The sequence below is a fragment of the Marinobacter sp. AN1 genome (assembly GCF_026013985.1).
GTDB classification, from domain to species: Bacteria; Pseudomonadota; Gammaproteobacteria; order Pseudomonadales; family Oleiphilaceae; genus Marinobacter; species Marinobacter segnicrescens.
The window spans coordinates 3,728,503-3,755,498 of the sequence record NZ_CP110342.1; the positions used below are offsets into that span (position 1 = coordinate 3,728,503).

At 60.6% G+C, this 26,996-nt stretch carries 26 protein-coding genes; 9 read left to right on the forward strand and 17 right to left on the reverse strand.

Translation table 11 applies throughout. From position 1 onward, the window contains the following. Positions 1–10: 10 nt before the first annotated feature. The 3 genes from LJ360_RS17230 to LJ360_RS17240 are packed head-to-tail and all read right to left on the reverse strand — an operon-like array spanning position 11 to position 3,634. Positions 11–1,156, reverse strand: coding sequence for an acyl-CoA dehydrogenase family protein (locus LJ360_RS17230; protein ID WP_091855270.1), 1,146 nt, complete (start codon positions 1,154–1,156; stop codon positions 11–13). A gap of 32 nt (positions 1,157–1,188) precedes the next feature. Next, entirely contained in the window at positions 1,189–2,772 is a 1,584-nt protein-coding gene (menE, locus tag LJ360_RS17235) for an o-succinylbenzoate--CoA ligase (RefSeq protein WP_264994532.1), read from the reverse strand. A 25-nt stretch (positions 2,773–2,797) separates the two neighbouring features. Beyond that, positions 2,798–3,634, reverse strand: a complete 837-nt coding sequence (locus LJ360_RS17240) for a helix-turn-helix transcriptional regulator (protein WP_264994533.1) — start codon at positions 3,632–3,634, stop codon at positions 2,798–2,800. 276 nt (positions 3,635–3,910) lie between these two features. On the opposite strand from LJ360_RS17240, the gene LJ360_RS17245 reads away from it, so the two are divergent. Further along, the gene (locus LJ360_RS17245) at positions 3,911–5,065 is read left to right on the forward strand and encodes an acyl-CoA dehydrogenase family protein (RefSeq protein ID WP_264994534.1); all 1,155 of its coding nucleotides are present in this window, start codon (positions 3,911–3,913) and stop codon (positions 5,063–5,065) included. A gap of 24 nt (positions 5,066–5,089) precedes the next feature. Here LJ360_RS17245 and LJ360_RS17250 read toward each other — a convergent pair whose 3' ends face one another. Further along, positions 5,090–5,635, reverse strand: coding sequence for a TetR/AcrR family transcriptional regulator (locus LJ360_RS17250; protein WP_320108774.1), 546 nt, complete (start codon positions 5,633–5,635; stop codon positions 5,090–5,092). 282 nt (positions 5,636–5,917) lie between these two features. Here LJ360_RS17250 and LJ360_RS17255 point away from each other — a divergent pair, with 282 nt between their 5' ends. Beyond that, positions 5,918–7,516, forward strand: coding sequence for a class I adenylate-forming enzyme family protein (locus LJ360_RS17255; protein WP_264994535.1), 1,599 nt, complete (start codon positions 5,918–5,920; stop codon positions 7,514–7,516). 234 nt (positions 7,517–7,750) lie between these two features. Here the strand turns inward: LJ360_RS17255 and LJ360_RS17260 are convergent, their stop codons facing one another. The 12 genes from LJ360_RS17260 to LJ360_RS17315 all read right to left on the reverse strand — a co-directional run bounded on the left by LJ360_RS17260 (position 7,751) and on the right by LJ360_RS17315 (position 19,307). Then, on the reverse strand, positions 7,751–8,956 hold the full coding sequence (locus tag LJ360_RS17260; protein WP_264994537.1) for an acyl-CoA dehydrogenase family protein: 1,206 nt from the start codon (positions 8,954–8,956) through the stop codon (positions 7,751–7,753). 38 nt (positions 8,957–8,994) lie between these two features. Beyond that, positions 8,995–10,149 (reverse strand): C4-dicarboxylate TRAP transporter substrate-binding protein, encoded by a 1,155-nt coding sequence (locus LJ360_RS17265; protein ID WP_091853129.1) that lies wholly within the window; start codon positions 10,147–10,149, stop codon positions 8,995–8,997. Between the two features lie 62 nt (positions 10,150–10,211). Continuing rightward, entirely contained in the window at positions 10,212–10,784 is a 573-nt protein-coding gene (locus tag LJ360_RS17270) for a peroxidase-related enzyme (protein ID WP_091853131.1), read from the reverse strand. 83 nt (positions 10,785–10,867) lie between these two features. Beyond that, the gene (slmA, locus tag LJ360_RS17275) at positions 10,868–11,461 is read right to left on the reverse strand and encodes a nucleoid occlusion factor SlmA (RefSeq protein ID WP_091853133.1); all 594 of its coding nucleotides are present in this window, start codon (positions 11,459–11,461) and stop codon (positions 10,868–10,870) included. A gap of 53 nt (positions 11,462–11,514) precedes the next feature. Then, positions 11,515–12,327, reverse strand: a complete 813-nt coding sequence (locus LJ360_RS17280) for a thiazole synthase (RefSeq protein WP_264994538.1) — start codon at positions 12,325–12,327, stop codon at positions 11,515–11,517. 59 nt (positions 12,328–12,386) lie between these two features. After that, positions 12,387–12,587 carry a sulfur carrier protein ThiS gene (gene thiS / locus LJ360_RS17285; RefSeq protein ID WP_091853137.1) on the reverse strand — a complete coding sequence of 67 codons (201 nt, stop codon included), beginning with the start codon at positions 12,585–12,587 and terminating at the stop codon, positions 12,387–12,389. 7 nt (positions 12,588–12,594) lie between these two features. After that, entirely contained in the window at positions 12,595–12,978 is a 384-nt protein-coding gene (locus tag LJ360_RS17290) for a DUF423 domain-containing protein (RefSeq protein WP_264996058.1), read from the reverse strand. A gap of 19 nt (positions 12,979–12,997) precedes the next feature. Beyond that, positions 12,998–13,798, reverse strand: coding sequence for a symmetrical bis(5'-nucleosyl)-tetraphosphatase (locus tag LJ360_RS17295; RefSeq protein WP_264994539.1), 801 nt, complete (start codon positions 13,796–13,798; stop codon positions 12,998–13,000). After that, positions 13,791–14,621 carry a 16S rRNA (adenine(1518)-N(6)/adenine(1519)-N(6))-dimethyltransferase RsmA gene (gene rsmA, locus LJ360_RS17300; RefSeq protein WP_091853141.1) on the reverse strand — a complete coding sequence of 277 codons (831 nt, stop codon included), beginning with the start codon at positions 14,619–14,621 and terminating at the stop codon, positions 13,791–13,793. The genes LJ360_RS17295 and rsmA overlap by 8 nt, the downstream gene beginning before the upstream one ends. Next, positions 14,618–15,634: a 4-hydroxythreonine-4-phosphate dehydrogenase PdxA gene (gene pdxA, locus LJ360_RS17305; protein WP_264994540.1), complete on the reverse strand. Its 1,017-nt coding sequence runs from the start codon at positions 15,632–15,634 to the stop codon at positions 14,618–14,620. Before pdxA ends, rsmA begins: the two co-directional genes overlap by 4 nt. Further along, complete coding sequence (locus LJ360_RS17310) at positions 15,631–16,950, reverse strand: peptidylprolyl isomerase (protein WP_413774377.1); 1,320 nt, start codon at positions 16,948–16,950, stop codon at positions 15,631–15,633. Before LJ360_RS17310 ends, pdxA begins: the two co-directional genes overlap by 4 nt. Beyond that, the gene (locus LJ360_RS17315) at positions 16,947–19,307 is read right to left on the reverse strand and encodes an LPS-assembly protein LptD (protein ID WP_413774378.1); all 2,361 of its coding nucleotides are present in this window, start codon (positions 19,305–19,307) and stop codon (positions 16,947–16,949) included. Before LJ360_RS17315 ends, LJ360_RS17310 begins: the two co-directional genes overlap by 4 nt. Before the next feature lie 282 nt (positions 19,308–19,589). Between LJ360_RS17315 and LJ360_RS17320 the strand changes: the two genes are divergently transcribed. Genes LJ360_RS17320 through LJ360_RS17330 form a run of 3 tightly spaced genes read left to right on the forward strand, consistent with a single transcriptional unit; the run spans position 19,590 to position 22,076 of the window. Then, complete coding sequence (locus LJ360_RS17320) at positions 19,590–20,642, forward strand: aminoglycoside phosphotransferase family protein (protein WP_264994541.1); 1,053 nt, start codon at positions 19,590–19,592, stop codon at positions 20,640–20,642. Beyond that, entirely contained in the window at positions 20,639–21,319 is a 681-nt protein-coding gene (gene murU / locus LJ360_RS17325) for an N-acetylmuramate alpha-1-phosphate uridylyltransferase MurU (RefSeq protein ID WP_091853147.1), read from the forward strand. The genes LJ360_RS17320 and murU overlap by 4 nt, the downstream gene beginning before the upstream one ends. Before the next feature lie 7 nt (positions 21,320–21,326). Next, positions 21,327–22,076, forward strand: a complete 750-nt coding sequence (locus LJ360_RS17330) for a DnaJ domain-containing protein (protein ID WP_091853156.1) — start codon at positions 21,327–21,329, stop codon at positions 22,074–22,076. Positions 22,077–22,162: 86 nt separating this feature from the next. On the opposite strand, the gene LJ360_RS17335 is transcribed toward LJ360_RS17330, so the two are convergent. Further along, a complete protein-coding gene (locus LJ360_RS17335; protein ID WP_264994543.1) occupies positions 22,163–23,131 on the reverse strand; it encodes an alpha/beta hydrolase family protein in 969 nt (322 codons plus the stop codon). Positions 23,132–23,282: 151 nt separating this feature from the next. Between LJ360_RS17335 and rpe the strand changes: the two genes are divergently transcribed. The 4 genes from rpe (at position 23,283) to LJ360_RS17355 (ending at position 26,966) form a co-directional block, all read left to right on the forward strand. Then, on the forward strand, positions 23,283–23,957 hold the full coding sequence (gene rpe / locus LJ360_RS17340) for a ribulose-phosphate 3-epimerase (RefSeq protein ID WP_264994545.1): 675 nt from the start codon (positions 23,283–23,285) through the stop codon (positions 23,955–23,957). An 8-nt stretch (positions 23,958–23,965) separates the two neighbouring features. Further along, positions 23,966–24,655 (forward strand): phosphoglycolate phosphatase, encoded by a 690-nt coding sequence (locus LJ360_RS17345; protein WP_091853162.1) that lies wholly within the window; start codon positions 23,966–23,968, stop codon positions 24,653–24,655. 228 nt (positions 24,656–24,883) lie between these two features. Next, a complete protein-coding gene (gene trpE / locus LJ360_RS17350; protein ID WP_091853164.1) occupies positions 24,884–26,371 on the forward strand; it encodes an anthranilate synthase component I in 1,488 nt (495 codons plus the stop codon). Between the two features lie 16 nt (positions 26,372–26,387). Further along, on the forward strand, positions 26,388–26,966 hold the full coding sequence (locus tag LJ360_RS17355) for an aminodeoxychorismate/anthranilate synthase component II (protein ID WP_264994547.1): 579 nt from the start codon (positions 26,388–26,390) through the stop codon (positions 26,964–26,966). Positions 26,967–26,996 lie beyond the last annotated feature (30 nt).

Consider the following 26,996-nt stretch of genomic DNA (forward strand, 5'->3'; position numbering starts at 1 on the left):
TGCCGGCCCCTTACAGGCCCAGCTGCCGGGACGCCAGGTCCCGCATGATTTCCTCGGCACCGCCACCGATGGCGTTAACCCGAACTTCCCGATAGATACGCTCCGACTTGGGTCCGCGCAGATACCCGGCACCACCCAGGGTCTGCACCGCTTCCCGGGCGCAATACTCCATGGTCAGGGTGCTCTGGTTCTTGAGCAGGCATACATCGGCTACCGGGTTGTCCCCGTGATCGATACGCCAGGCGAGTTTTTCCAGGTAGGCCTGGCTGGCCTCGATCTTCATGTACATATCCGCGAGCTTGTGGCGAACCACCTGGTGCTCGATCAGCGACTTGCCAAAGGTCTGGCGTTGGCGGGCATAGTCAACCACCTCCTCGTAGCAGGCCCGGGCAAAGCCGATACAGCCGGCTGCCATGAAGATGCGTTCGAAGTTGAAGTTATTCATGATCATCTTCGAGCCCTGGTTTTCCTCCCCCAGCAGGTTGCCAGCGGGCACGCGGCAATCGTCGAAGTACAGGGTCGCGGTGTCAGAACACCACCAGCCCATCTTTCGGTCCAGCGGGGTGCGAGTGAAACCCGGGGTGTCCCGGTCGATCACCAGCAGGGAAATGCCCTTGTGACCCGCTTCACCGGTGCGTACAGCGACGGTGTAGGTGTCTGCCCGCATGCCGGAAGTAATGAAGGTCTTTGAGCCGTTAACAATGTAATGGTCACCATCCCGTTTCGCCGTGGTTTTCAGTGCCGCCACGTCCGAACCACCACCGGGCTCGGTGATCGCAAGGGCACTGATCGCTTCACCGGCGTAGATGGGCGGCAGTACACGCTGCTTCAGCGCCTCCGAGCCATACTTGACGATGGGCGGCGAGCCGATACCGTGGCTCATCAGGCTGGCAGAAAGACCACCGCAGCCGGCCATGGCCAGTTCCTGGGCGGCAATGATCATGTAGAACAGGTCCGCCTCGATACCGCCGTACTCTTCCGGATAGCCAAGGGGAATCAGGCCAATGTCGGCCGCTTTCTTGTAGAGCTCCCTGGGAAAGGTGCCAGCCTCGTCCCATTCGGTGACGAAGGGCTCGATTTCCTTGCGGACAAAGGCACGGACCGAATCCCGGAAGGCCTCGTGTTCGGCGGTGTAGAACGGACTACTGGTGGTCATGAATCTTCCTCGGTTATGTCAGTTCAGGCGAATTACTGGTATTGCTTCCGCAGCTCGCGCTTGAGTACCTTGCCGGTGGCGGTGCGAGGCAGCTCTTCCACCACTGCCAGGTGCTTGGGCACCTTGAAACGGGCCAGGTGTTCGCTGCAGTAAGTCTGGATGTCCTCCAGGGTGGGCTCTTCGCCCTCTTCCGGCACCACCAGCGCCATGGGCACTTCGCCCCATTTGTCGTCGGGCACACCGATCACCGCCACATCCCGCACTTTCGGGTGACGGTAGAGCACCTGCTCCACCTGGGTGGGATAGACGTTCTCACCACCGGAAATCAGCATGTCTTTCTTGCGATCGACGATGTAATAGAAGCCTTCGTCATCCTGTCGGGCCAGGTCGCCACTGTGAAACCAGCCGTTACGCCATTCCTCGGCCGTGGCGTCGGGACGATTCCAGTACTCCCGGAACATGCTGGGGCCACGCAGCACCAGCTCGCCGGTTTCACCGGGCGCCACGTCGTTATCGTTCTCGTCCACAACACGCATCTGCACGTGGATCAGCGGCTTGCCCACCGACCCGTTCTTGCGTACCGCGTTTTCGTTATTGAGCACACAGGCAGAGGCACAGGTTTCGGTCATGCCAAAACCTTCCAGGAACTGGAAGCCCCGCTTCTGGAAGAACTCGATCACCGTGATCGGGCACGGTGCCCCACCGGACAGAAGCACCTTGAGGGATGACAGGTCATAGTCGTCGAAATCCGGTCGCTGGCTGAGCATCAACCACATGGCCGGCAACACGAACAGCGTCGAGATGCGTTCTTTCTCAAGGGTTTTCAGCAGGTTTTCCGGCTCGAACTGGGGCTGCAGCACAATGCGGGCGCCGCAATAGAGCATAGGCAGCGTGTAGATAGCGAGCCCCCCGATGTGAAACAGTGGCGCGACCGTCAGTGTGCTGTCCGAAGTATTGAAGGCGAGCGGGCTCATCTGGGTGTTAATCGCCACCCAGGTGGGGTTAGCGTGGGTCAGCAAGGCGCCCTTGGGCTTGCCGGTGGTGCCCGACGTGTACATCATCATCAGCGGGTCGTCCTGCCCAACCAGCACATTACGGTCGGTGGCATCGGCACCAGCGAGGCACTCCCGGTAATCCGGGTCCCCGTCGGCACCCTTGACGCCCTCGCCGCACTCACCGTTTACCACGATGGCATGCTGCAGGGTGGTGTCGCCGCGAATGGGTTCCAGCAATGGCAGGAAACGGGCATGGTAGACGACCACCGACGCTTCCGCGTCGTTGATGATGAACTCCAGCTCCTTCGCACTGAGCCGGAAGTTCAGGGGCACAGCGATGGCCCCCAGCTTGGCACAGGCAAAGAAGGTTTCGAGGAAGGCGGTGCTGTTGATCATCAACAGACAGACACGGCTGCCCTTGGTAACACCTTTGCTGGCAAGCACGTTAGCTGCGAGGTTTACTCGGTGATCCAGCTCCGCGTAGGTGACCCGGTCATCGTTATAGACAAGGGCTTCAGTGTCCGGACGGTACCAGGCATGGTAACGCAGCCAGTCACCGATACCGCCGATGTAGTGGGAGCTGAGGCCGGGGTCATTCTGTTGTATTTGTTCTTGGGTCATGATGCACCTCTGATCATCGTGTTGCTCATGCGAACGCAGAGCCCTGAACCATAACAGCCGTCCTGGAGGGCAACTTGCGTGAACTGGCTGCCGTCAGGTTCTTTGCCTGACCTGCGCCGGAAACCTGCAGCCGCACCCTCAAGCGCCGGGAACCGCTGACAATATCCCTGGGTGGAAGGCCATAGATGCGCCGTATGGAATGACTGAAATGCGTGGAATCGGGGTACCCGGTTTCCAGCGCAATATCCGTAAGCGTAGACGGAGAACGCACGTGGTACAGCAACGTCCGCGCACGGCGCCAGGCGCGGTATTTCCGCAGGCACACCCCGGTTTCCGCCTTGAAAAGGTGGAGGAACCTGGAGAGGGACAATCCTTCGCTGTCGGCAAGGCACGAGGCACTGCAGGGGTCGGCCGTATTTTCACAGATGCGGTCCACCACATGGCTTACCCTCGGGTCTAGCAGCCTTCTCGGCAAGGGCTGGCCGAACAGCAGGTCATCAAACTCCGCATCCGAAAGCCGGGCGCTGGTAGTTACCTGCTGCAGGCGCATAACACCCTCGAGGATCCTCGCCCTTACCGCCGAAGCGTTCTCCTGCAACTTCCGTTGAATGCAGGCACCGGCCATCACCGTATCCGTGTACTCAGGCTCAAGCATGACAACAGCCAGGTGCCGGTCTGCCGTGCGAACACGGTGGGGGGTATAGGGGGGCACCCACGCCAGGTGTCGAGTACTCCAGCCATTGCCAATATTGACCTGCAAAGGTTCCAGGTCGGAAACATACAGCGTCGCACACCCGAAGTTCCGGACGCCGGGTCTGCCCAGCAGACCGTAGTAAAAAACCCGGTGCGGGCCAATCAACATCAGCCGACTGTTTTCTTGTTCTTGGCTGGGGGTAAAACTCATTGCGTTACCCTCTCGGTTATCATCACCCCAAGGTTAGACCTAACACTTGGTCAAATTCAAGATTGGGACTAGAATAATTTGACCGAGTGATTGGTCTCATGTCTGAATAACCCTGTCCACCGATCAACTGGCACCGCTCCCTGCCCACACGGAAACCTGATCCGCAAGCGAGCCGTGTCAGTAACAATAACTGAAAAGAAGGCCATACACCGCCTTTGACCAATGGAGAGCAGCATGCGTTACACCACCGAGCACAAGAGCCTCTACGACTCCGTCAGCAAATTCGTTGCAGAGGAAATCAACCCTTACGTGGACGAGTGGGAGAAAGAAGGCATCTTCCCGGCCCGCGAACTTTTCCGGAAGATGGGTGCCAAGGGCTTCCTCGGCATCACCAAGCCCGAGGCCTTTGGCGGCATGGGACTCGACTGGAGTTATGACCTGGCCTTTTGCGAAGCCATGGGTGAAACCAACTGCGGCTCCATACCCATGGCCGTCGGGGTTCAGACCAACATGGCCACCCCCGCCCTGGCCAAGATAGGCTCCGATGAACTGCGCAAGGAATTCCTGGCGCCCGCGATCTCCGGTGACTACGTCGCCTGTATCGGCGTATCCGAACCGGGAGCCGGCTCTGACGTTGCCTCCATCAAGACCACCGCCCGCAAGGACGGTGACGATTACATCATCAATGGCGGCAAGCTGTGGATCACCAACGGCACCCAGGCCGACTTCATGTGCCTGCTGGCCAACACCGGCGACGGCCCGGTGCACAAGAACAAGTCGCTGATCGTTCTGCCCATGGATACGCCGGGCGTCACCGTAGCCCGCAAGCTGGACAAGCTGGGTATGCGCAGCTCCGACACTGCCCAGATCTTCTTTGAAGACGTGCGGGTGCCCCAGCGTTATCGCATCGGTGAAGAAGGTATGGGGTTCATCTACCAGATGCAGCAGTTCCAGGAAGAACGCCTGTGGGGTTCCGCCAGCCTCATTCGCTCCCTGGAGAAGTGCATTGAAGACGTTGCTGAATATACCCGCCAGCGCGTCGCCTTCGGCAAGCCGCTACTGCACAACCAGAGCATTCATTTCCGCCTGGCGGAACTGCAGACGGAAGTGGAGTTGCTGCGGTCGCTGGTTTACCGGTGCACTGAAGGGTACATTAACGGAGAGGACATGACCCGACTGGCCTCCATGGCCAAGCTGAAAGCGGGACGACTTGCACGGGAAGTGACTGACAGTTGTCTGCAGTACTACGGTGGCATGGGCTTCATGAACGAAACCCTGATTACCCGCTTCTACCGGGACCTGCGCCTGGTTTCCATCGGCGGCGGTGCCGACGAAGTCATGCTGGGCATTCTGTCCAAGTTCATGGGAACCCACCCCGGCGGCCAGTAAACCGGGGTTACAGACTCCGGGTCGTCAGGGACGATGACCCGTGGCCAGTTGCCAGACCCGGTCGGTGAGATCCTCCAGGGAAAGGCCTCCGCCATGGCGGAACCAGGTCGGCGTCCAGTGCAGGGAACCCGCCAGCAACTTACGAAGAATGTCCGGCTCCATGGTGACGACGCCTGCCTGGTGAGCCTCCCGCAGCACGTCCAGCCAGATACCTTCGTACTCTTCCCGCAGCCGGAGAATGGTTGCCTTACCCTCCTCAGACAGATTGCGCCACTCGTCTACCATGACACTCCAGGCTTCGCCGGTTTCACCATTCATGGCGTACAACTCGACAGAAATCAGGGTGCGTAGTCGGTCCTCCAGTGCCGGACGACTTTCCAGGGCCCGCTTCAGGCGGCCCAGGTTGAGAACGATGCTCTCTTCCATCACCGTGCGCAGGATTTCATCCTTGCTGCGGTAATGGTGAAAGATACTGCCCGGGAGGATACCCGTCTCACGACCGATATCACGTACCGTTGTCTGCAGATAACCCTTGCGGCGGAACAGGCGGGCAGCCGTATTGAGCACCACCCCGCGGGGCTCTTGGGGTCGGTGATTTTCCCGCTCTCAATCAGTTCTTTGCGGATCTCTTCGCTGAATTCCAAGGTTCCGGCTCTCTCTCGACAGGGTTGGGAAACGGTTAGAAACGGGCTGCATTCTATAGCAAACCCGATATCGCCGGCCACCAGACAAGCTACCGGGGCTGTTGGGAGGCCTTACCCACATTGTAGACCAAACGCTTGCTCAAATTCGTGCTGTCCGCTAAATTTGTCGGAACAACAACAACGCACCCCCGACATGCGGAGGCTTATTATGGCCAGGCAACCACAGCACGAGACTGATCCCACCATGAACATGATCGACCGGGTATGCACCGGCGATATTCTAACCCGGGCAGCCGACCTCTACCCCGACAATGTGGCCATGGTAGATGATGGCCGAACCCTCACATACCGCGAGTTTGAAGACCAGTCGAACCGCCTGGCTCACAGCCTGCTCGGGCTTGGCCTCAGGGCCGGCGAACCCGTGGGCATCCTGGCCCGCAACTGTCTGGAGCTGATGGTGAGCTACATGGCCTGCGCCAAGGCCAACCTGGTGTTTGCGCCGGTCAACCTGGGGCTGAAACCCCATGAGATCGCCTATTGCCTGAAAGACTGCGGCGCCCGGATCCTCATCGTCGAGGACGCTCTTATCGAGGCCGGGCAAGCCCTTCCGGAACAACTGCCGGACCTGGAGTTCCTTTACTGGACCGGCGCCAGCACCCACTCCGCGGCAGGACATACCTGGCTGCCGTTGCAACAGCTCATTGACAGCGGTGACAGCACCCCCGTTGAGGTGGCAGTAGGCGACCGGGACCCGGTACAGCTCCTTTATACGTCCGGTACCACCGCCAACCCCAAGGGTGTGGTAACCAGCCACCTGGCCGTCACCATGGCTGCGATGGCCAATATCATCGCCAACCAGTTACCCCCTGAAGCCTCCATGCTGTGCCAGCTGCCGCTGTTCCACTGTACCGCAGTGAACTGCCTGGCCGTACCCACCTGGATGATGGGCGGCAAGCTGGTTCTTGCGAAGGGCTTCGATGCCCGGGAGTGCGCAAGGCTGATGGAGGAACACAAGGTCTACATGTGGGTGGGCCTGCCAATGATGTACAACGAGATACTCACCGACCCGGAAGCGAGCCAGCGGGATTTCTCATCAGTACGCCGGGCACTTTACGCCATGGCACCGATGGCAGAGTCAAAGCTCCAGGCCATTCATGACGCCTTCCCCAACGCGGATGTCGTGCTGGGCTCCGGTCAGACCGAATTCACCCCGGCCACCTGCCTGATACGGCCAGAACACCAGTGGAGCAAGGCCGGCTCCTGGGGGACTGCCACCCCGATGACCCGGGTAGCCATCATGGACGACCACGGCCGCCTGCTGCCGCCGGGCGAACCCGGGGAAATCGTCTATCGCGGCCCCCAGGTGATGACCGAGTACCTGAACCAGCCCGACAAGACGGAAGAGTCCTTCAAGTACGGCTGGTTCCACAGTGGTGATATCGCGTCTATCGATGAGGATGGCGCGATCTGGTTTACCGACCGCAAAAAGGATGTGATCAAGACCGGCGGCGAGAACGTGGCATCCCTGGAAGTGGAGCGCTGCCTGATCGGCCATCCCAAGGTGGCAGAAGCCGCGGTCATCGGGCTTCCCCATGAGCGCTGGGGGGAGGCCATCACCGCCAATGTCATCCTGATGCCGGATGAAGAGGTGACCGAGGACGAGCTGATCGAGTACTGCCGGGAGCACCTCGCGGGCTTCAAGGTGCCCAAGGCCATTGTGGTGGTTGAGGAGTTCCCACGCACCGGCACTGGCAAGATCCAGAAGCACATGATTCGCAAGGATATGGAAGGTTACTTTTCGGATTAAGGCTGCCAGACAGCCTTGTCAGCTATTTCCAGTGAAGGACTACGATCTGGCCTGCCAGTCTGGCTGCAGGCCCCCACAAGTCGATAAGGCTTTCCGGAACACGCGGTAAATACGTCCATGTACGCTCGACGAAAACATCCCTGTTTTCGACGGTTCCGGAAAGCCTTCTCAACTCGTGGCGACCCAAACCTCACAGGCGCCTGAAAGTACGAATTATCAGGCAAAGTGCCTTGATCAGACGTTATAAGCCTTGAGCAACTGCCGCGACAACGCCGCCCGGTGTACCTGGTCCGGACCGTCGCCAATGCGAATGTAACGGGCATACATCCAGGCTTCCGGCAGGAAGGTGTCCTGGCAGACGCCGGCCCCGCCATAGACCTGGATGGCCCGGTCGATGACCCTGGCGGCCATGGCCGGTACCACGATCTTGGCGGCGGCGATCAGGTCCTTCGCTACCTTGTTACCTTCCCGGTCCATCTTGTCCGCCGCTTTAAGCGTTAGCAGGCGGGCCTGTTCGATTTCGCAGAAGGATTCGGCAATCTCCTCACGCACCGAATCAAACTGTGACAGCTTTCGTCCAAACGCTTCCCTCTGCTCTGCCCGCTGGCACAGCATTTCCAGGGCCCGCTGGGCACAACCGATAAGCCGCATGCAATGGTGGATCCGGCCAGGGCCCAGTCGCCCCTGGGCAATCTCGAAGCCACGCCCTTCGCCCAGCAGCATATTTGACGCAGGCACACGCACGTTTTCGTACACGACTTCCGGATGGCCAACCGGTGCCTCGTCATAGCCGAACACCGTCATATCCCGGACGATACGCACGCCTGGCGTGTCCTTCGGCACCAGTATCATGGACTGCTGGCGGTGACGGTCGGCGTTGTCCGGGTCCGTCTTGCCCATCACGATCAGCAGCTTGCAGGCCTCGTTCATGGCCCCGGAAGTAAACCATTTGCGGCCATTGATGACGTACTCGTCACCCTCACGACGGATCTCGCACTGGATATTGGTGGCATCACTGGACGCGACCGCCGGTTCCGTCATGGAGAAAGCCGACCGGATTTCGCCCGCCAGCAGCGGTTCCAGCCATTGCTTCTTCTGCTCCGGGGTGCCGAACATGGAGAGGATTTCCATATTGCCGGTGTCAGGTGCCGAGCAGTTGAACACTTCTGACGCCCACAGCACCCGGCCCATTTCCTCAGCCAGGGGTGCATACTCAAGGTTGCTCAGTCCGGCACCATGATCACCGGGGAGGAACAGGTTCCACAGACCGGCAGCCTTCGCCCTGGCCTTCAGTTCCTGGACGATGGCTGGCGTACGATAGCGATTCTCTCCGCTGGCCTGCTCACGGTAGAGATGCTCCACCGGGCAGACTTCCTCGGCCATGAACTGCCGGACTCGGTCCAGCAGGTCGGAGGCCCTTTCAGAACTTGAAAACAACATAAATCAGCCCTTAATTGATCAAATGGTACCCGGAGCCTTCAAAGACCATGGGAGGCGGGATCAACCTTCGAAAAAATATACTCCCAGTAGAGGTTTGCCAGTTCCTCCTGACTATCCACCTGAGCTACCCTGGCTGCCCAGTCCGACAGGATCGGACGAAACGCGTCCAGCATCGCTTCTGCATTGTCGAGCCCGTAGCGTTCTTCATACTGTTTCGCCAGGGTTTCCATATCTGTGGCGATAAAGTCACTCGTTGCTTTCACCAGCGATTCGTCAGCCTCATGAAAGCGTGCGCCTTCCTCTCGGACCAGCTCGAAGCTTTCCTCAGCGGCTTCGACATAGGTCCACGAGATGGCCGCATTACCTTCCGCAGCACCACGTAGCAAGGTCTCCCGTTCCTTATCAGAAAGCGATCGCCAGAGATCCTGATTGGTCTGGAACGAGGCGAAAGGGAAAACCCCGCCGGGAACGGCCATGGTCAGGTCTGTTACCAGGCCAACCAATCCATAGTTTTGAATTTCAGGACTGGAGAGGGCAATACAGTCCACGATGCCCTGAGAGATAGCTTCCCGCATTTCGTTGGCAGACATCGTGACAGGCGTAGCGCCCATAGCCTCCGACCAGCGTGCGAAGTTACCCGCTCCAACCCGGACGCGCTTGCCACCGACATCCTCCAGCGACATAACAGGCTCATCACACATCAGGCCATAGGCCGTGCCTGCCGCATGTCCCAGATAGACCTGGTTCTGCTGTTCAAACCGGTCGATACACTCCGGGCAGTGAAACATCATGAATTCTGACAGGGCCGCTCCGAACGCAACGCCCTCTTTCCCGGCCTCCAACTCTTCCTCCAGCGTCAACAGCATGGAAGACTCCGCCAGCAGGTTAATGGGGGGAAACTCACCGGCGTGGTATGGAGTCAGAATCAGCCCCATATCAGCAATGCCGTCCCGGATTCCGGATGACATCTCAGCAAAACTCAGCAGGGACAATGGAAAGACCTTTACCGTAAGGTCGCCGCCGGAGAGCTCCCCCACCTTGTCAGCATAGAACTCAAGGGCTTCATGGGCCGGTGTCCCCGGGGGCGCACCCAGTGCATAGTTGAGCTCACGGGCGTCAGCGGCAGAGGACATCAGCACTGCCGACGCCAGCGTGGCCATTGAAAGGATTCCGGTGCGGTTTCTTGTTTTCATTATTTGCTCCTCATGATCTTCACCCGGTCCGGGCAATGATTCGGCAGACTTGCCGGATGGCCTCAGCGAGCCATGCCATAGAACTCGGCATTGGGTCGCATGGCAGTGTGGGCTGCAAGGCGGTTGGACATGGCGAACAGGCCGGTGATGGCGCCAATGTCCCAGATTTCATCCTGGGAGAACCCCGCCTGCTCCAGGGTGTGGATATCGTCCTCCCCCACCAGCCAGGGCGTCTGCGCAAGCTTGACGGCATAGTCCAGCATAGCGCGCTGTCGGTCGCTGATTTCAGCATCCCGGTAATTGGCGGCCACCTGGTCTGACAGCCAGGGTTGCTTCGAGCGGATGCGCAGGAAGGCACCGTGGGAGACCAGGCAATACAGGCATTGGTTGGCACTACTGGTGGCCACGACGATCATCTCCCGCTCGGCACGGCTCAGGCCTTCATCGGATTCCATCAGATCATCGTGCATGGCCAGGAAAGCCCGCAGCTGATTGGGGCGGTGGGCATGGCCAAGGAACACATTGGGGATGAAGCCCATCTTTTCCTGGAGGGTTTCAATACGCGTGCGCAGGTCATCCGGCAGGGTTGAAACATCAGGAATCGGGAAGCGGGAAATGGGGTGTTGCTCAGACATGGCAGGGTCTCCGGAGTATGGGTATACCTGCCACGCTAGTCCACCCGTTACCACAAGTCTTGTGTGAGGTGGCTACTCCGTCTTCAATCCCCGGGCCAGAGGTTTTTTGCCAGCATTGGCCATTGCTCTTCAAATTCAGCCGATGGGGCACGGCTGAAGCCAGACCGGACGAAGCGCTGGATTCGACCCTCAAGGAAAGTCATGAGCCAGTCGGCAGCGCGGGGCGCGCTGGGATAGGGTCGCAAGCCCTGGCGGATCTCCCCTTCCTTGAGGATCTGGCGGGCCTGGGTTTCGAGGCGCTCGAAGAACTGGCTCGCCCGTTTGCGCAGGGCTTCGTTTTCGCCACTGAGGGCCTCGCCGGTCAGCACCCGGCAAAGCCCCGGATTGCGTTCAGCGAATACCAGCACCAGCCGGAGCAATTGCTTCAGGCGCACCTGGACATCCTCCTGCTCCTGGAGGATCAACTGGCAGCGAGAGAACACCGTGTCCTCGGCAAAGTCCACCAGTGCCTCGAACATCTTGCGCTTGCTGGGAAAATGCCGGTACAGGGCGGCTTCGGTAACGCCCACCGCCCTGGCGAGGCCGGCGGTGGTGATACGGGCACCCGGCTCCGTTTCCAGGATCTCAACCAGGGCCTGGAGGATGGCTTCCTTGCGACTGGGCTTCGGATTGGTCATGACAGGACTGCACTGCTCTGTTAAGGGGTAATGGGTTCGGGGCGGCCCTTTCCTCAGAAAAACGTGCCATCAATGGGCGATGACGCACTGGCGTAGGCCTTCTTCGGCATGCGACCCGCCAGGTAGGCTTCGCGGCCGGACTCGATAGCCAGTTTCATGGCCCTGGCCATGCGGATAGGGTCCTGGGCCTGGGCGATGGCGGTGTTCATCAGCACACCGTCGCAGCCCAGTTCCATGGCGATGGTGGCGTCGGAAGCCGTGCCTACACCCGCGTCCACCAGCACCGGCACACGGGCGTTCTCGACAATCTGACGGATATTGTAGCGGTTCTGGATACCCAGGCCGGAGCCGATGGGTGCCCCCAGGGGCATGATGGCGATGCAGCCCATCTCTTCCAGGCGCTTTGCCAGCAGGGGATCGTCCGAACAATAGACCATGACCTGGAAACCGTCGTTGATCAGTTCCTCAGCGGCCACCAGGGTTTCGGTCATGTTGGGATAGAGCGTTTTCTCCTCGCCCAGGACTTCCAGCTTCACCAGGTCGTGGCCATCGAGCAGCTCCCGGGCCAGCTTGCAGGTGCGCACGGCGTCTTTTGCGTTAAAGCAGCCGGCAGTGTTCGGCAGGATGGTGTAACTCGCCGGCGAAATCACATCCAGCAGGTTGGGCTCGTCCGGGTTCTGGCCCAGGTTGGTGCGGCGTACCGCCACGGTTACGATTTCTGCGCCACTGGCTTCGATGGCATGGCCGGTTTCCATCAGGTCCCGGTATTTACCGGTGCCCACCAGCAGCCGGGACCGGTAAACCCGGCCGGCAATTTCCAGGGGTTTGTCTTCCGGCAGTTGAATCTGGTTGTTCTGATCAGTCATTGGAATCCTTGGAGGTCTGGTAAGACAGCTTTCAAACGGGCACGACGCGGCTTCAGGCCTCAGCCGCCACCGATAGCGTGGACAATCTCGACCCGGTCGCCCTCATGCAGCCGACATTCGCTGTGCTGACTGCGGGGTACGATGTCTTCGTTTACCTCCACCGCCAGTCTCCTGCCGGTCAGGCCGAGTTCTTCAATCAGGGTTTGCAGGGTATACGGATCGGGAAGATCCCGGGGTTCCCCGTTTAGCATGATATTCATTACGGACTCACTCGCGGATGGATCGACGCGTTGCGGCTGCCACCAACAGGCCCCAGCCCACCATAAAACAGACGCCACCCAGGGGGGTAACCGGGCCTACCCAGCGGATCTCGGTCAGCACCAGCAGATAAAGGCTGCCGCTGAACAGCAGGGTGCCCGCCAGGAAGAAACCGGCCGCCGCACCCAACAGGCGACGGGACAGTCCGGTCACCGAGAGCAGCGCTACCAGCACCAATGCAATGGCATGGTACATCTGATAGGTGACAGCCGTCTGGAAGACTTCAAGGCCCCGCTCACTCACCATACCTCGCAGGCCGTGGGCGCCAAAAGCCCCCGCCATGACAGCAAGCATGGCCAGCAGCGCGCCGGCACCAAGCCAGGTCCGCTGCATGGGTGCGGGAAACCGGCCGTCAGCAGTCACAGTGAATCCTCTCACCGGTATCCAGGTTCATGACCGTCAGTTTGCCACCCCAGACACAGCCAGTGTCGAGCCCTATGTAGCGATCACTGCCAGTTTCCCCTTCGAGGGCGGCCCAATGGCCGAAGATCACCCGGACATCATCACTGCGCGGATAACTGAACCAGGGCGCGTAACCCGCCGGGGAATTGCCGGCCGACTCCTTGGTGGCCAGCTCGAGGGTGCCGTCCTCGGCAATAAAACGCATACGGGTAAAATAGTTGGTGATCATGCGCCAGCGATCCATGCCCTGCAGGTCATCCTGCCAGCACTCTGGATAGTTACCGTACATTTCACGGAAGTAGTCCTCGACATCCGGTCCGCGCAGGACAGCTTCCAGCTCCCGGGCCAGGGCAACACCCTGTTCGACGCTCCAGATATGGGGCAGCCCGGCATGGGCCATGATGAAATTTCGCTGGCTGTCGTGAACGCAGATATTCTGCTGCAATAGCCAGCCGAGCAGGTCGTCGTGGTCAGGCGCGTCGAGGATATCGTGCAGGGTGTCCTTCTTCTTTACGTTGTGGCCCCCCAGGGCCACGGCCAGCAGGTGCAGGTCATGGTTGCCGAGTACCACCACGGCGGAACTGCCGAGGTTACGGATGTAGCGCAGGCTTTCCAGGGATGAAGGGCCCCGATTGATGATATCCCCTGCCACCCAGAGCCGGTCCCTGGAGGGCGAGAAATCCACCTTGTCCAGTACGTCCAGCAGCCGTTCATAACATCCCTGGATGTCACCAATGGCGTAGTCAGTCATGGTCTGCCTCATGCACGGTGTCGGCCTGTGGCCGATTCTCCACCAGGAAGTCAGCAATAGCGACGAACTCGGCCAGGCTCAGGTTCTCGGGTCGCAGCCCATCATTAATGCCAAGCGCCTGCAATTCCTCGACACTGACAAGGTTACCCAGCGACTTGCGCAGGGTCTTGCGCCGGGCGTTGAATGCGGTACGCACCACCATCTGCAGGGTGGCCAGGTCCCGGGCCGGATGCGGCAACTGTTCATGGGGAACCAGGCGCACAATGGCCGAGTCCACTTTCGGTGCCGGCCGGAATGCTCCGGGGCCTACCTCAAACAGTGGCTGAACCTTGCAGAAATACTGGGCCATTATGCCGAGACGCCCGTAGTGATTATCACCCGGACCAGCGGCAAGGCGCTGCACCACTTCCTTCTGCAGCATGAAGTGCATGTCTTTCACCACGCCCGACTGCTCCAGCAGATGGAAGATCAGCGGTGTGGAGATGTTATAGGGCAGGTTGCCCACAATGCGCAGAGGCCCGTCCTGCGCCAGTTCGCTGAAATCAAACTTGAGGGCATCTGCCTCATGGATACGGAAATCAGGATAGTTGAAGAACTTGGTACGCAGCACCGGAATAAGGTCCCGGTCCAGCTCCACAACCTGAAGCCGTGGATTGACCGCCAGCAGCTCCTCTGTCAACGCCCCCAGCCCCGGCCCTATTTCTACCATCTGGTCATCCGGCTTCGGGTTTATCGACCGGACAATGCGCTCGATTACACCTGGATCATGAAGGAAATTCTGCCCGAAACGCTTACGGGCCTGGTGGCCGGCTTTGTTACTCACTGACCCGCTCCTCTGGCTGACTGGTGCTCACGACGATAACGGGCCATCTGTTCGCCCACCCGGATCGCCGTATGCAGGCTACCTGCGTCGGCCTTGCCGGTGCCCGCCAGGTCCAGCGCTGTGCCATGGTCCACCGATGTTCGCACGATAGGCAGCCCGAGGGTGATATTCACCGCCCGGCCAAAGCCCTGGAACTTCAGTACCGGCAGGCCCTGGTCATGGTACATGGCCAGCACCGCGTCGGCATCATCCAGCCAGTGGGGCGTGAACAGGGTATCGGCCGGTAACGGCCCGGTCAGGTCCATACCTTCACGGCGCAGGCTGTCCAGGGTTGGTTCGATCACCTCAATCTCCTCCCGGCCGAGGTGACCACCCTCCCCGGCATGGGGATTGAGGCCCGCAACCAGGATGCGCGGCCGGGCAATACCAAAGAAGGTTTTCAGGTCCTGGTTCAAGATGCGCGCCACCTGGGTGATACGCCCTGCGGTAATCGCCGCCGGTACATCCTTCAGGGGCAGGTGCGTCGTCACCAGGGCAACCCGCAGCTCTTCCGTGGCCAGCATCATGACGACCCTCTCCACACCGCAGAGTTCCTGCAGGAACTCGGTATGGCCGCTGAAGGCAATACCGGCCTCGTTGATCACACCCTTGTGAACCGGGGCCGTTACCATGCCATCAAAGGTGCCATCCAGGCAGCCCCGGGCGGCAATGGTCAGGGTGTCCAGTACATACTGACTGTTACCCGGATCCAGCCTGCCTGCGGTGGTATCCGCGATGCCAGCCACATCCAGTACCGACAGCTGGCCTGCCGCGGTCTGGACCCGGGCCCCCGGCTGCCAGGCATGCAAGGTCACGTCGAGACCCAGCAGGGCTTTCCGGTCTTCCAGCAGCGCCATGCTGGCCACCACAACCACCTGCTGAGAGCGGGTTTCAGTGGCCAGCTGCAGGCAAAGCTCAGGGCCGATTCCGCCAGGCTCACCCGCTGTCAGTGCCAGGGTGACCGGTGCGGTCATGAGTTCTTGATCTCCACATAGGCCTCGTCGCGGATTTCCCGCAGCCAGTTCTGCAGCTCCGTCTCGTACTTGCGACGATACAGCGCTTGCTGTGCCTCGGACCGGCGTACCTGGTCGCTGATGTCCTGGCGACGGCGCTCCTGCACTTCCAGGATATGCCAGCCGAACCGGGAGCGGAACGGGCGGGTTACCTCACCCACCGGCGCGTTCAGCATCGTCTCTTCGAAAGCTGGCACCATCTGGCCAGGGCTGACCCAGCCCAGGTTGCCCCCGTCAGAACCGGACCCCGGGTCGTCGGAGAACTCCCTGGCCAGCGCCGCAAAATCCGCACCGTTTTGAAGTTGCTGGTAGAGCTCGTTAATCTGCTGTTCAGCCCTGGCATCCGATACCACCTCAGTGGGCCGAACCAGGATGTGGCGGACCCTGGCCTGCTCGATCACATTACGAGCCTCGCCACCGCGGCGATCCAGCACCTGCACGATGTGGAAACCACTGCCACTCTGCAGCACCTCGGAGGGCTGATTTACTGGCAGGTCCGGAACCACGTCCGTCACCAGGGAGGGCAGGTCCGAACGGCTGCGCCAGCCCATCACCCCGCCTTCCAGGGCATTACTGGCGTCGGATTCGGCCACCGCGGCGGACTGAAAGTCACGGCCATTGGCGATTTCTTCCCGCAGCCGCTCGGCTTTCTCACGGGCACGGGCCACTTCCTGGTCATCGGAGAAATTGTTCACCGATACCAGGATATGAGCCAGCAGGTATTCCGTGGTGGTGTCAGCCTGGCCACCGGCCTGCTGCAACAGGTTGTCCACCTCACGGTCTGTTACCCGGACCCGGCTGTCGACCCGGCGTTGCTGAACCCGGCTGACCAGCATTTCCCGACGGATCTGCTCACGGGCTTCCTGGTAGGTAACGCCTTCGGCCGCAAGCTGGTCCTCGAACTCCTGCACTGTCATGTTATTGCTCTGGGCGATGCGGTTGATCGTTTCGTTCAGCTCGTTGTCGCTGACCCGCATGCCCATGTTGTCGGCCATCTGCAGCTGGACGTTCTCGGTAATCAACTGGTCCAGTACCCGCTCCTCCAGCACCTGGCGCGGGGGCAGCCCCGTGCCCTGGGCCTGAAGCCTGGAGCGAATGGTATTGACCCGGGCATCCAGCTCGGACTGGAGGATAACCCCGTCATCAACAATCGCGATGACCCGGTCCAGCAGTTGCCTTTCAGCCTGGGCAGTGGTCGCCAACAGCAGCATTGCCGCCACCAGCCATGTCTTGAATCCTGTCAGGCCACGGTTTGCCTGCATATGTACCTCGTTCATGGATTGATGTTCTGTGTGCCGAAACGCCGGCGTTCCCGCTCGTTGTAACCAATGAAGACATCGGACAGGGTACTGCTGGTTCCCCCGGAGCCGCCCAGCCCCTTGAGCTGTATCTGGAATACGATGCGGTTGTCCATTTCTCCTTCGTCTTCGAGTGTATCGCCAGTCAGGTATGTCTGATTGATCAGCTGAAAGCTCCAGCAACAGCTGTTGTATTCAAAGCCTGCCAGTGTACCTACGGTCTGATCCAGCTGTGAATCATAGACCCACCGGCCAATCAGGCTGATGTTGTCGGTCACCGGGAAAATTGCGCCCACGTCCATTTGCTCAAAACGGTTATCGGGATTGTCTCCCCGGGAATAGGTATGCCCTGCGCTGACCAGGTAGCGATAGTCCGGTGAATGGTATGCCAGTACACTGCGGCCTTCCTGGGTATGGTTCTCCCGCGGGTCCCACAACCCGGACACCCGGATATCCAGGGTATCAAGCGGACGGAGGACTGCCTCACCCGCGTAGGGGGATTCGCTTCGGGTTTCCGCGCCGCGCCCGAACAGCGTCACCTCCCGGTCATCATGGTAATACACCTGTCCGACACTGAAACGGGCAGTTTCTACCCCGGTTACCATATCGTTGAAGCGGCTGGTCAGCGCAACCACGGTCTGGTTGGCATCTCCGATGCGGTCACCGCCAACAAACCGGTTCGGCTGGAACAGGTTATCGAAGCGGAAGGAGCGCAGGCCGGCATCAAAGTTGGGTATGTAGTTCTGGTCCTCTTCAGGGTCTGACCAGGCGTGGTAGAGGCGCGGCTCCAGTGACTGATTATAGTTCCGGCCAAACAGGCTGGTCTCGCGGTCCAGGTAGATACCACTGTCCCACTCAGCAACGGGTACGGTACGGTCGAAGGACCCGTCACCCAACTCATAGTCATCCAGCTCATACCAGGTCTGGTCGACACTGACGGAAGGCCGGATATAGCCCCAGATTGACCTTAGCGGCAACGCCACCTCCGGCACGGCCCGGGTCCGTTGCCCGACGGCCTTGTCCAGTCCGGTCAGGTCAGCGTTGTCCCGGTCAAACCAGCTGTACTGACTGTCAATTCCAAGTTCAAAGGGCCCGACAGGCGCAACCGCCCCGTAGATAATTTCCGGCAACTGATCATAGGGCTTGCTCCTGTCAGCGATATCATCGGCAATGGTTTGATAACCGGACAGGTAAGCCTCGAAAAACTGCCACTCGTCCTGGTAACGGATACCTCCACGACGGAGCAGGTGGGTAGCACTACCGATATCCAGGGTCTGGTTCAGGTCACTGAGATAATCGTTGTCGGATACCGCTGCATAATCCACGTTGCCGGTCCAGCCGCCGCCGAAACTGGCCCGCGATTCGATATCGAGCCCCCAACGCTTGCCGGATTCCCCGGGGAACTCCTTTTCATACTCGGAATCATCATCGATAAAGCCCACCCTGAGAACGGACTCGCCAAGCTCACTCAGATAACGACCCTCCACTTCATTGAACAGGCCCCGTCCATGGATGTACTGAGGAGTGAGCGTAGCGTCGTAATGGGGCGCCAGGTTCAGGTAGTACGGTGTGGAAAGAAAGAGCCCGCTACCGGCGTTGGAGGTACCGAAAGTCGGATACAGGAAGCCAGTCTTGCGGCGGTCATCGATGGGAAAACTCGCCCAGGGCCAGTAGAACACTGGCACATCCTTGACCTGCAGCCTGATATTGCTGGCGGTCCCAAAGCCCTCAGCCTGGTTCAGGCGGATGTCCGAAGCCACCAGTGACCAGTCATTACGATCCGGGGCGCAGGTGGTCAGATAGCCCTGGTCAATTTCGATAATCTGGTTTTCCGGCCGACGAATCTGCGAAGCCTGGCCTCGCATTTCCGATTGGTGGAACAGGAAGGTGGCGTCCTCAATGGCGAAAAAGCCCGAGTTCACATCGTAACGGGCCTGTTGCCCGGTCAATAGCATGCCCGAACTGCGAGTGGTCATCGGGCCGGCGATATCCACCTGCCCTGTCACCTGGTCATACACCGCTTCGTGCCCGGTCATGGCCATACCGGACTGACTAAGCTGTACATCGCCCTGGAGCAACAGCCGGGTATCCATCTCATAGCGGGCTGACAGGGCGCTGGCATTTACCGGCGCACCGGCCTCCGGCGAGCCTTCCACCGAGGCAACCGGCGGTTGCAGGTAACCGCCCTCACAGAACCGGGGCAACCGGTCACGAACTTCCGGGGGCAGTTCCGCCCGGGGGCGCCAGTCCATTGCAGCGGCACTGGGCTGCTGGGCTGGCACCGGCATGGCGAGGGACAGCAGGCCCAAACCGGCCAGCAAGGCAGTCAACGGCATGCATCGTGCCGCAACAAAGGGCTGTGTCGAGCCAGTGACCCTGGCGTTTTGATATTGTGGCACCGGATCGGGATCCTGTTGATGATCGGCGTGGCCAGGCAGCATGCCCGGCAAATGGTGGCTAGTTTACACGCCTCAGAGAGGCTTGTTAACGCGCCGGGGCGATGGTTCCATAGTCTTATTGCAAAGGTATACTCTGGCTTGCACGGGCCCGGGTGTACCTCGGTGGTCCACACCTGCCCGGCCGGACACCGTTCAACCTGACCAGAAGGCCCTGAAAACATGGATACGCGCCTGGAAAAACTCACCACCTGGGTCCACCAGCACCCGGGCTTCGAACGCGCCCACCTGACGCCGGTGAGTGGCGATGCCAGTTTCCGTCGCTATTTCCGCGCCAACGGCAAGTCCGGCACTGGCAAGGCGATAACTGCGATCGTTATGGATGCCCCCCCGGAACATGAAAACTGCCACCCGTTCGTTGCCCTCGCCCGTCACTGGTGCCAGCACGGCATCTCGGTGCCGGAGGTGTTCGCGGACGACCTTGAGCTGGGCTTCCTGCTGCTGGAAGACTTTGGCGACCGGCTGATGCTTGGCCGGCTTAACGGTGTCACTGCGGACGAACTGTACAGTGAGGCCATGGCGGAGCTGATCCGTATACAGCGGGTGCCCCCTGGCGGCGACTACACCCTGCCACCTTACGATGAAGCCCTGCTGGACCGGGAGATGAGCCTGTTCCCGGATTGGCTGCTGGAAGGCCTGCTGCAAATGGAGCTGGCCGATGGCGAACGCTGCATGCTGGAAACCACCTTTGCCTTCCTGAAGGAAAGCGCCCTCGCCCAGCCCCGGGTGACGGTGCACCGGGACTACCACTCCCGCAACCTTCTGGTGCGTCCGGACAGCCCGGTACCTGGCGTCATCGACTTTCAGGATGCAGTGGAGGGCCCCATCACCTACGACATTGTTTCCCTGCTCAAGGATTGCTACATCGAATGGCCGGCGGCACGACGCAACACCTGGCTGGAAGACTTCCGAATCCTTGGCAAGGAAGCCGGCCTCCACAAGGCCGACAGTGACACCTTCCATCAGTGGTTTGAACTGATGGGCATGCAGCGGCACCTGAAGGCTTCAGGCATCTTTGCACGACTCTACCTGCGGGATGGCAAGAGCGGTTACCTCGCTGATATTCCCCGTACCGTCAATTACCTGGTAGAGGCCAGCCGGCCACTGCCGGCCTTGCGCCACTTCCATCAATGGCTGACGGACGACGTGGTACCAGCCGTTCACCACAAACTCGGCACCTCGCCGGATAGCCTGAACGGAGGCCCGCGCCCGTGAAGGCGATGATCCTGGCGGCTGGCAAGGGGGAGCGCATGCGTCCCCTGACACTGCATACGCCCAAGCCTCTGCTCATGGCAGGGGGCGAGCCATTGATTGTTCACCATATCCGCAAACTGAGGGCGGCGGGCTTCCGGGAACTCGTCATCAACCACGCCTGGCTCGGCGAACGACTGGAGCAGGCTCTCGGTGATGGCGAAGAATACGGTGTCGCCATAACATGGTCACCGGAAGGCGAACCCCTGGAGACCGCGGGCGGCATCATACAGGCCCTGCCTTTGCTGGCCCCGGACGGGGGCTGGTTTGCCGTCATTAACGGGGACATCTGGCACGACCTGGACCTGGGTTTGCTGGTTCCGCCGGAGCAGGGCCGCGCCCTGCTGGTTCTGACCGACAACCCCCGCCACCATCCGGAAGGCGACTTTTCCCTGGATGCTGGTGGCCAGGTGCAGGCCACCGGTAATGATCGCCTGACCTTCACAGGCATCAGCCTTCTGCACACCTCCCTGTTCGAGGGCCTGGCCCCGGGCACCCGCAAACTGGCGCCGGTTCTCCGCGAAGCCATGGCAGAGGGCGAGGTCTACGGCCTGCACCACCGCGGAAACTGGATGGATATTGGCACACCCGAACGCCTGGCAGAACTCGATCAACTGCTGACACCGCCCCGGCAGGCATGAACGCACCATGAGCGGACGCGACTCTCAACACCTGCACCCACGCACCCAGGCCCTGCTGGAAGAGCTGCTGTCCGACTTTATCGCCTGTCGTCACCGTCCCAGCGAGCTGATCAGTCGCTATCGCATCGGGCTCGGCGCACGCAATGCGCTGTTCTATTGCCTCGGCTACCTGGCGAAGGCTGACGGACGCGTAACCGAAAACGACATTCGCTTTGCAGAACACCTGATGACCGGGCTCGGCCTGTCACCGCGACAGCGGCGCAAGGCTATCCGGCGTTTCCACCATGGCCGCGACAGCGCCCAGCTTTCCGCGCTGAAGCTGACCGGCTTTCGACTGCAGGGCCCCTGGCCGCAACGCACCAGCCTGTTGATCGGCCTGTGCCTGTGCCACAGCGCCGGGCTTTTCGGCGCACCGGAAAAACCACGCCGCTACCGCTGCGAAGACGCGTTCTACCATCTGGGCTTACCGCTGGCGGCCATGGATCGCGTTTTCCGGCTTTACCGACAGGAGGTCTGGATCAGCGCGCCGGCCCCGAAACCAGAAACCCTCCAGGATGCCTGGCACATCCTGGGTGTTCAGCCCGGGGCCAGTTTCACGCACATCAAGCGCCGGTACCGGCAGGAAGTATCCCGCTACCACCCGGACAAACTCGGCGACAACCTTTCCGCGGCAGAAAAAGCCCACGCCCGGGATCAACTGCTACGCCTGCAACAGGCCTGGGAGGTGGTCAAACGGCGGGAGCGCCTGACCCGCTGAAGCGGTATTCCATCTGTCACAGAACATAACGCACAGATACTGAATTTCGTCCGGCTCACGGCCAGGGTCTCGGCGCAGCTGACAAATCAGTCTCCGGAAGCCCACCCGGCCAGGCGGCTGGCAATGGCCCTGCTGTGCAGGGCCCTGGGCCCACCTGTCAGGGGAATGCCCAAAGCCTTGTAACCGGTTATCCCGGCCCGCCGGAAAGCCGCCCCGCGCTCAGCACCACCCGATGACCGGGACGGATACAGGTCCAGAAACTCGACCGGAAGCCCGCCGAGGCTGGCGGCCAGCTCGCCAGGGGCCAGGCCCTCGAATTCCGGCGCAATCCAGGCGACCCTGGTCACCTTTTCCGGCGCCGCTGGCAGGTATTCATTCACTACCACGGCACCCCGCCCGGTACCTACCAGTATGACCTGTGAATAGTCCCTCTCCAGAAACCAGGCTACCGCAGAAGCCAGCCGGGCATTCATCTCTTCGCGGTGAGCCTGCAGCAGATCCTCGGCGGCCTGGTCATTCACGTCGATCATGACTGGTTCATCCTGGCCGGAACTGTCCCCCGCTGCAGCCGCATCCACGCCAGCCATGCGTTGCCGGGCCAGCTGCAGGGACGGGCCTACCTGGTCATTGCCCAGGGTCATGGTGGCCCAGCCTGCCTTGGTGAGGCGCCTTCGTATACCTTCCAGCAAAGGCTCATTGGCCGTCTGTCCCTCATCGGCCAGGACCACCACGGCGCCTTTCGGAGCGCTGGTTGCCTCCCGCTCAACAAGGGCCAGCACCCGGGGAGCACCCTCCGGTTCGAGCCAGACCGCAAGGTGGGGATAGAGCTGGGCCAGCATGCCTGAGTCGCCGGTGGTACGAATAAAAAAACGCTCGGCCGGATCAGTGGAAGCCTCCCCCTGGGAGCTTTCTTCATCACTACCACCACCCTGCACAGCGCCGTCGGCTGGCACCCCTTCCTGGGCGGAAACAGGGGTAAGCAGAGACAAGGCGGTCACCAGCAGGACAGAAAGCCAGCGGGCCGTACTGAGATAATGCATTTCGGCAGAGGCCACGGACATTCCCCGTTCAGAGCTGTTAGAATAAAGCCCGATTTCAACCGGACTCCCCAGTGCCCGCCGGGCAGACGCCAGAGTGTCAGGAAATTTTACCATAGGGAGACCGGCAGCTCTTCCACGTCCGATACAGCCGTTTGACGAGACCATCATGAAACAGCCCGCTCTGATTGCACCGTCCATTCTGTCCGCTGACTTCGCCCGCCTTGGAGAAGAAGTCGACAACGTACTGGCCGCCGGTGCCGACGTTGTTCACTTTGATGTGATGGACAATCACTACGTGCCCAACCTCACCATTGGCCCCATGGTCTGCGAGGCCCTGCGCAAGCACGGCGTAACGGCTCCCATCGATGTTCACCTGATGGTTTCCCCGGTGGACGACCTGATCCGCATGTTTATCGATGCCGGCGCCAGCTATATCACCTTCCACCCGGAAGCCAGCAACCACATTGACCGGTCCCTGCAACTGATTCGTGACGGCGGCTGCAAGGCCGGCCTGGTGTTCAACCCGGCCACGCCCCTGAGTTACCTGGACTATGTGATGGACAAGGTGGACATGGTGCTGCTGATGTCCGTCAACCCGGGCTTCGGGGGCCAGAAGTTCATTCCCGGCACCCTCGATAAGCTGCGGGAGGCCCGCAAGCGCATTGACGACAGTGGTCGCGAGATCCGCCTGGAAATCGACGGTGGCGTAAACGCCGATAATATCGGCGAAATTGCCCAGGCCGGCGCCGACACCTTCGTAGCCGGCTCGGCCATCTTCAACACCGACGATTACAAGGCCACCATTGACGCCATGCGCGCCGAGATCGAGAGAGCGGGATAACGATTACCGTGGAACCCAGACGACGCTTCACTTCCCTTTGGCCCGGCGTGGCCCTGTTCGACCTGGATGGCACCCTGGTAGACAGCGCACCGGACCTGGCCGCGGCTATTGACGACATGCTGACCGCCCTGGGCAAGCCGCCGGCCGGCCAGGAAAAGGTTCGCCAGTGGGTAGGTAACGGAGCCCAGATACTGGTGCGCCGCGCGCTGACAGGGCGGGCAGACTGGGAAAACGCCGAACCTGTTGACGACGCCCTGTTCCGGGATGCCAGTGAGCAGTTCTATCAGTCCTACGATACCCTCAACGGCAGTTGCTCAACGGTATTCGACGGCGTCGAAACCTGCCTGCAAAGGCTGCAGGAAATGGACTGCCGAATGGCAGTCATCACCAACAAGCCGGAACGGTTCGTGCGCCCCCTGCTGGAACGGATGGGACTGGAACACTGGTTCGAGATGATCATCGGCGGTGACACCCTGCCAGTAAAGAAGCCCGACGCCGAACCCCTGCTGCTGGCCATGCGCACCCTTGGCGGCACCCCGGGCACGACGGTAATGATCGGGGACTCCCGCGCCGACGCCGAAGCCGCCCGCAACGCTGGCCTTCCTGCCGTTCTGGTCCGCTATGGCTACAACTATGGGCCGCCGGTGGATGAACTCGGCGCCGAGGTAGTTGTTGATTCGCTGGCGGAGCTTTTGTAACCTCTCAGAGGTTTGACAACACCCAACTCTTCTTTCGGGGGATTCCTGCCGTGCAGGGACTGAATCTGACTGCATCGCGCGGTGTACTGACCACTCGCGCAACACGATGGTGGCGATGGCGTACCGGCTGACAGGCCAGGCGACGCAAGCGACCTGTGCGCCACAATAATAACGCTGCCGCCCGCACACGCCGGACGGCAACCGCAGATCAGATTTCAGGACAATACCATGACACCCGAACAGTTCGACCGGCTGGCCGACGCCGGATTCAACCGTATTCCTGTCTACCGCGAAGTACTCGCAGACCTGGACACCCCCCTGAGCACCTATCTCAAGCTGGCCAGTGGGCCCTACTCCTACCTGTTTGAGTCGGTTCAGGGGGGGGAGAAATGGGGTCGTTACTCCATCATCGGACTGCCCTGCCGGGAGGTGCTTAAAGTGCACGGAGATAAAATCTCCGTCACCCGCGACGGCCAGGTGATCGAGGAAGACGAGCGGGAGGACCCTCTCACCTTCGTGGAAGAGTACCAGGCACGCTTCAACGCCCCGGACCTGGACGACCTGCCCCGCTTCAACGGGGGCCTGGTGGGCTATTTCGGTTACGATACCGTGCGCTATATCGAAAAGCGCCTGCGCAACACCTGCCCGCCGGACAAGATCGGCACGCCGGATATCCTGTTGATGGTGTCCGATGAAATCGTGGTGTTTGACAACCTCCGCGGCAAGCTACACCTCATTGTCCACGTAAACCCGGCGGACCCCGGCGCCTATGACCAGGCCCTGGCCCGGATCGACGAACTGGAAGCCCGCCTGCACCGTCAGACCGCCAATGCCCCGCGCACGCCGGAGCACCTGCGGGGCAAGACGGTGGACGAGAGCGACTTCATTTCCGGCTTCACCCAGGACCGGTTCGAGGAAGCGGTAGATCGCATCAAGGGCTACGTACTGGACGGCGACGTCATGCAGACGGTGATTTCCCAGCGCATGACCATCCCCTTCGAGGCGCCACCCCTGAACCTGTACCGGTCGCTGCGGGTGCTCAATCCGTCGCCCTACATGTACTTCCTCGACCTGGATGACTTCCACATCGTGGGCTCATCCCCGGAAATCCTGGCCCGGGTGGAAGACGACGAAGTCACAGTCCGGCCCATCGCCGGCACCCGCAAGCGCGGCGCCACCGACGCCGAGGACAGGGCACTGGAGAAGGAACTGCTGGCAGACCCGAAAGAGATCGCCGAGCACCTCATGCTCATCGACCTGGGCCGCAATGACGCCGGCCGCGTCTCCGAAACGGGCACAGTGAAGCTGACCGACAAGATGATTGTCGAGCGCTACTCCCACGTGATGCACATCGTCTCCAACGTCACCGGGCGCCTGAAGAAGGACACCTCCTGCCTGGACGTACTGCGGGCCACCCTGCCCGCTGGCACCCTCAGCGGCGCCCCCAAGATCCGGGCCATGGAGATTATCGATGAGCTGGAGCCGGTCAAACGGGGCGTGTACGGCGGTGCCGTCGGTTACCTGTCGTTCAATGGCAACATGGATACCGCGATCGCCATCCGCACCGCGGTGATCCGGGACAAGACCCTGCATATCCAGGCTGGCGCCGGAATCGTGGCAGACTCGGTTCCTCGCCTGGAGTGGAAAGAAACCATGAACAAGGGCCGCGCGATTTTCCGGGCCGTTGCCATGACCTACAACGACTACGACCACTGAGGCGGGGGAGACAATCATGCTGCTGATGATCGATAACTACGACTCCTTTACCTACAACGTGGTGCAGTATCTGGCAGAGTTGGGAGCGGACGTCCAGGTTCACCGCAATGACGAGATTACGGTGGAGGAAATCGAGGCCCTCAACCCGGAGCGCCTGGTGATTTCACCTGGCCCCTGTACGCCCAACGAAGCCGGTATTTCCATGGCAGCGATCCGCCACTTTGCGGGCAAACTGCCGATTCTGGGCATCTGCCTGGGGCACCAGGCCATCGGGCAGGTCTATGGCGGGAATATTGTGCGCGCCGGCCAGGTGATGCACGGTAAGGTGTCGCCGGTTTACCACTCTGACATCGGTGTGTTTCGCGGATTGAGTAATCCGTTACAGGCAACGCGGTATCACAGCCTGGTCATCGAGAAAGAAACCCTGCCAGACTGCCTGGAGGTAACCGCCTGGACCCGCAACGAGGACGGCTCCGTTGAGGAGATCATGGGAATTCGACACAAAACGCTGCCCATTGAGGGAGTGCAGTTCCACCCTGAGTCGATTATGACTGAGGAAGGGCATGAGCTTTTGCGGAACTTTTTGCGGTACTGAAGTTTTGTAGCTGTCTGGGTAGGTGCCATG

What these genes read in the sequence shown, in the direction of transcription:
- LJ360_RS17230 (WP_091855270.1), bottom strand. Translation starts at nt 1,156, where the DNA reads ATGACCACCAGTAGTCCGTTCTACACCGCCGAACACGAGGCCTTCCGG.
- menE (WP_264994532.1), bottom strand. Translation starts at nt 2,772, where the DNA reads ATGACCCAAGAACAAATACAACAGAATGACCCCGGCCTCAGCTCCCAC.
- LJ360_RS17240 (WP_264994533.1), bottom strand. Translation starts at nt 3,634, where the DNA reads ATGTTGATTGGCCCGCACCGGGTTTTTTACTACGGTCTGCTGGGCAGA.
- LJ360_RS17245 (WP_264994534.1), top strand. Translation starts at nt 3,911, where the DNA reads ATGCGTTACACCACCGAGCACAAGAGCCTCTACGACTCCGTCAGCAAA.
- LJ360_RS17255 (WP_264994535.1), top strand. Translation starts at nt 5,918, where the DNA reads ATGGCCAGGCAACCACAGCACGAGACTGATCCCACCATGAACATGATC.
- LJ360_RS17260 (WP_264994537.1), bottom strand. Translation starts at nt 8,956, where the DNA reads ATGTTGTTTTCAAGTTCTGAAAGGGCCTCCGACCTGCTGGACCGAGTC.
- LJ360_RS17265 (WP_091853129.1), bottom strand. Translation starts at nt 10,149, where the DNA reads ATGAAAACAAGAAACCGCACCGGAATCCTTTCAATGGCCACGCTGGCG.
- LJ360_RS17270 (WP_091853131.1), bottom strand. Translation starts at nt 10,784, where the DNA reads ATGTCTGAGCAACACCCCATTTCCCGCTTCCCGATTCCTGATGTTTCA.
- slmA (WP_091853133.1), bottom strand. Translation starts at nt 11,461, where the DNA reads ATGACCAATCCGAAGCCCAGTCGCAAGGAAGCCATCCTCCAGGCCCTG.
- LJ360_RS17280 (WP_264994538.1), bottom strand. Translation starts at nt 12,327, where the DNA reads ATGACTGATCAGAACAACCAGATTCAACTGCCGGAAGACAAACCCCTG.
- thiS (WP_091853137.1), bottom strand. Translation starts at nt 12,587, where the DNA reads ATGAATATCATGCTAAACGGGGAACCCCGGGATCTTCCCGATCCGTAT.
- LJ360_RS17290 (WP_264996058.1), bottom strand. Translation starts at nt 12,978, where the DNA reads ATGCAGCGGACCTGGCTTGGTGCCGGCGCGCTGCTGGCCATGCTTGCT.
- LJ360_RS17295 (WP_264994539.1), bottom strand. Translation starts at nt 13,798, where the DNA reads ATGACTGACTACGCCATTGGTGACATCCAGGGATGTTATGAACGGCTG.
- pdxA (WP_264994540.1), bottom strand. Translation starts at nt 15,634, where the DNA reads ATGACCGCACCGGTCACCCTGGCACTGACAGCGGGTGAGCCTGGCGGA.
- LJ360_RS17310 (WP_413774377.1), bottom strand. Translation starts at nt 16,950, where the DNA reads ATGAACGAGGTACATATGCAGGCAAACCGTGGCCTGACAGGATTCAAG.
- LJ360_RS17315 (WP_413774378.1), bottom strand. Translation starts at nt 19,307, where the DNA reads ATGCCGTTGACTGCCTTGCTGGCCGGTTTGGGCCTGCTGTCCCTCGCC.
- LJ360_RS17320 (WP_264994541.1), top strand. Translation starts at nt 19,590, where the DNA reads ATGGATACGCGCCTGGAAAAACTCACCACCTGGGTCCACCAGCACCCG.
- LJ360_RS17330 (WP_091853156.1), top strand. Translation starts at nt 21,327, where the DNA reads ATGAGCGGACGCGACTCTCAACACCTGCACCCACGCACCCAGGCCCTG.
- rpe (WP_264994545.1), top strand. Translation starts at nt 23,283, where the DNA reads ATGAAACAGCCCGCTCTGATTGCACCGTCCATTCTGTCCGCTGACTTC.
- trpE (WP_091853164.1), top strand. Translation starts at nt 24,884, where the DNA reads ATGACACCCGAACAGTTCGACCGGCTGGCCGACGCCGGATTCAACCGT.
- LJ360_RS17355 (WP_264994547.1), top strand. Translation starts at nt 26,388, where the DNA reads ATGCTGCTGATGATCGATAACTACGACTCCTTTACCTACAACGTGGTG.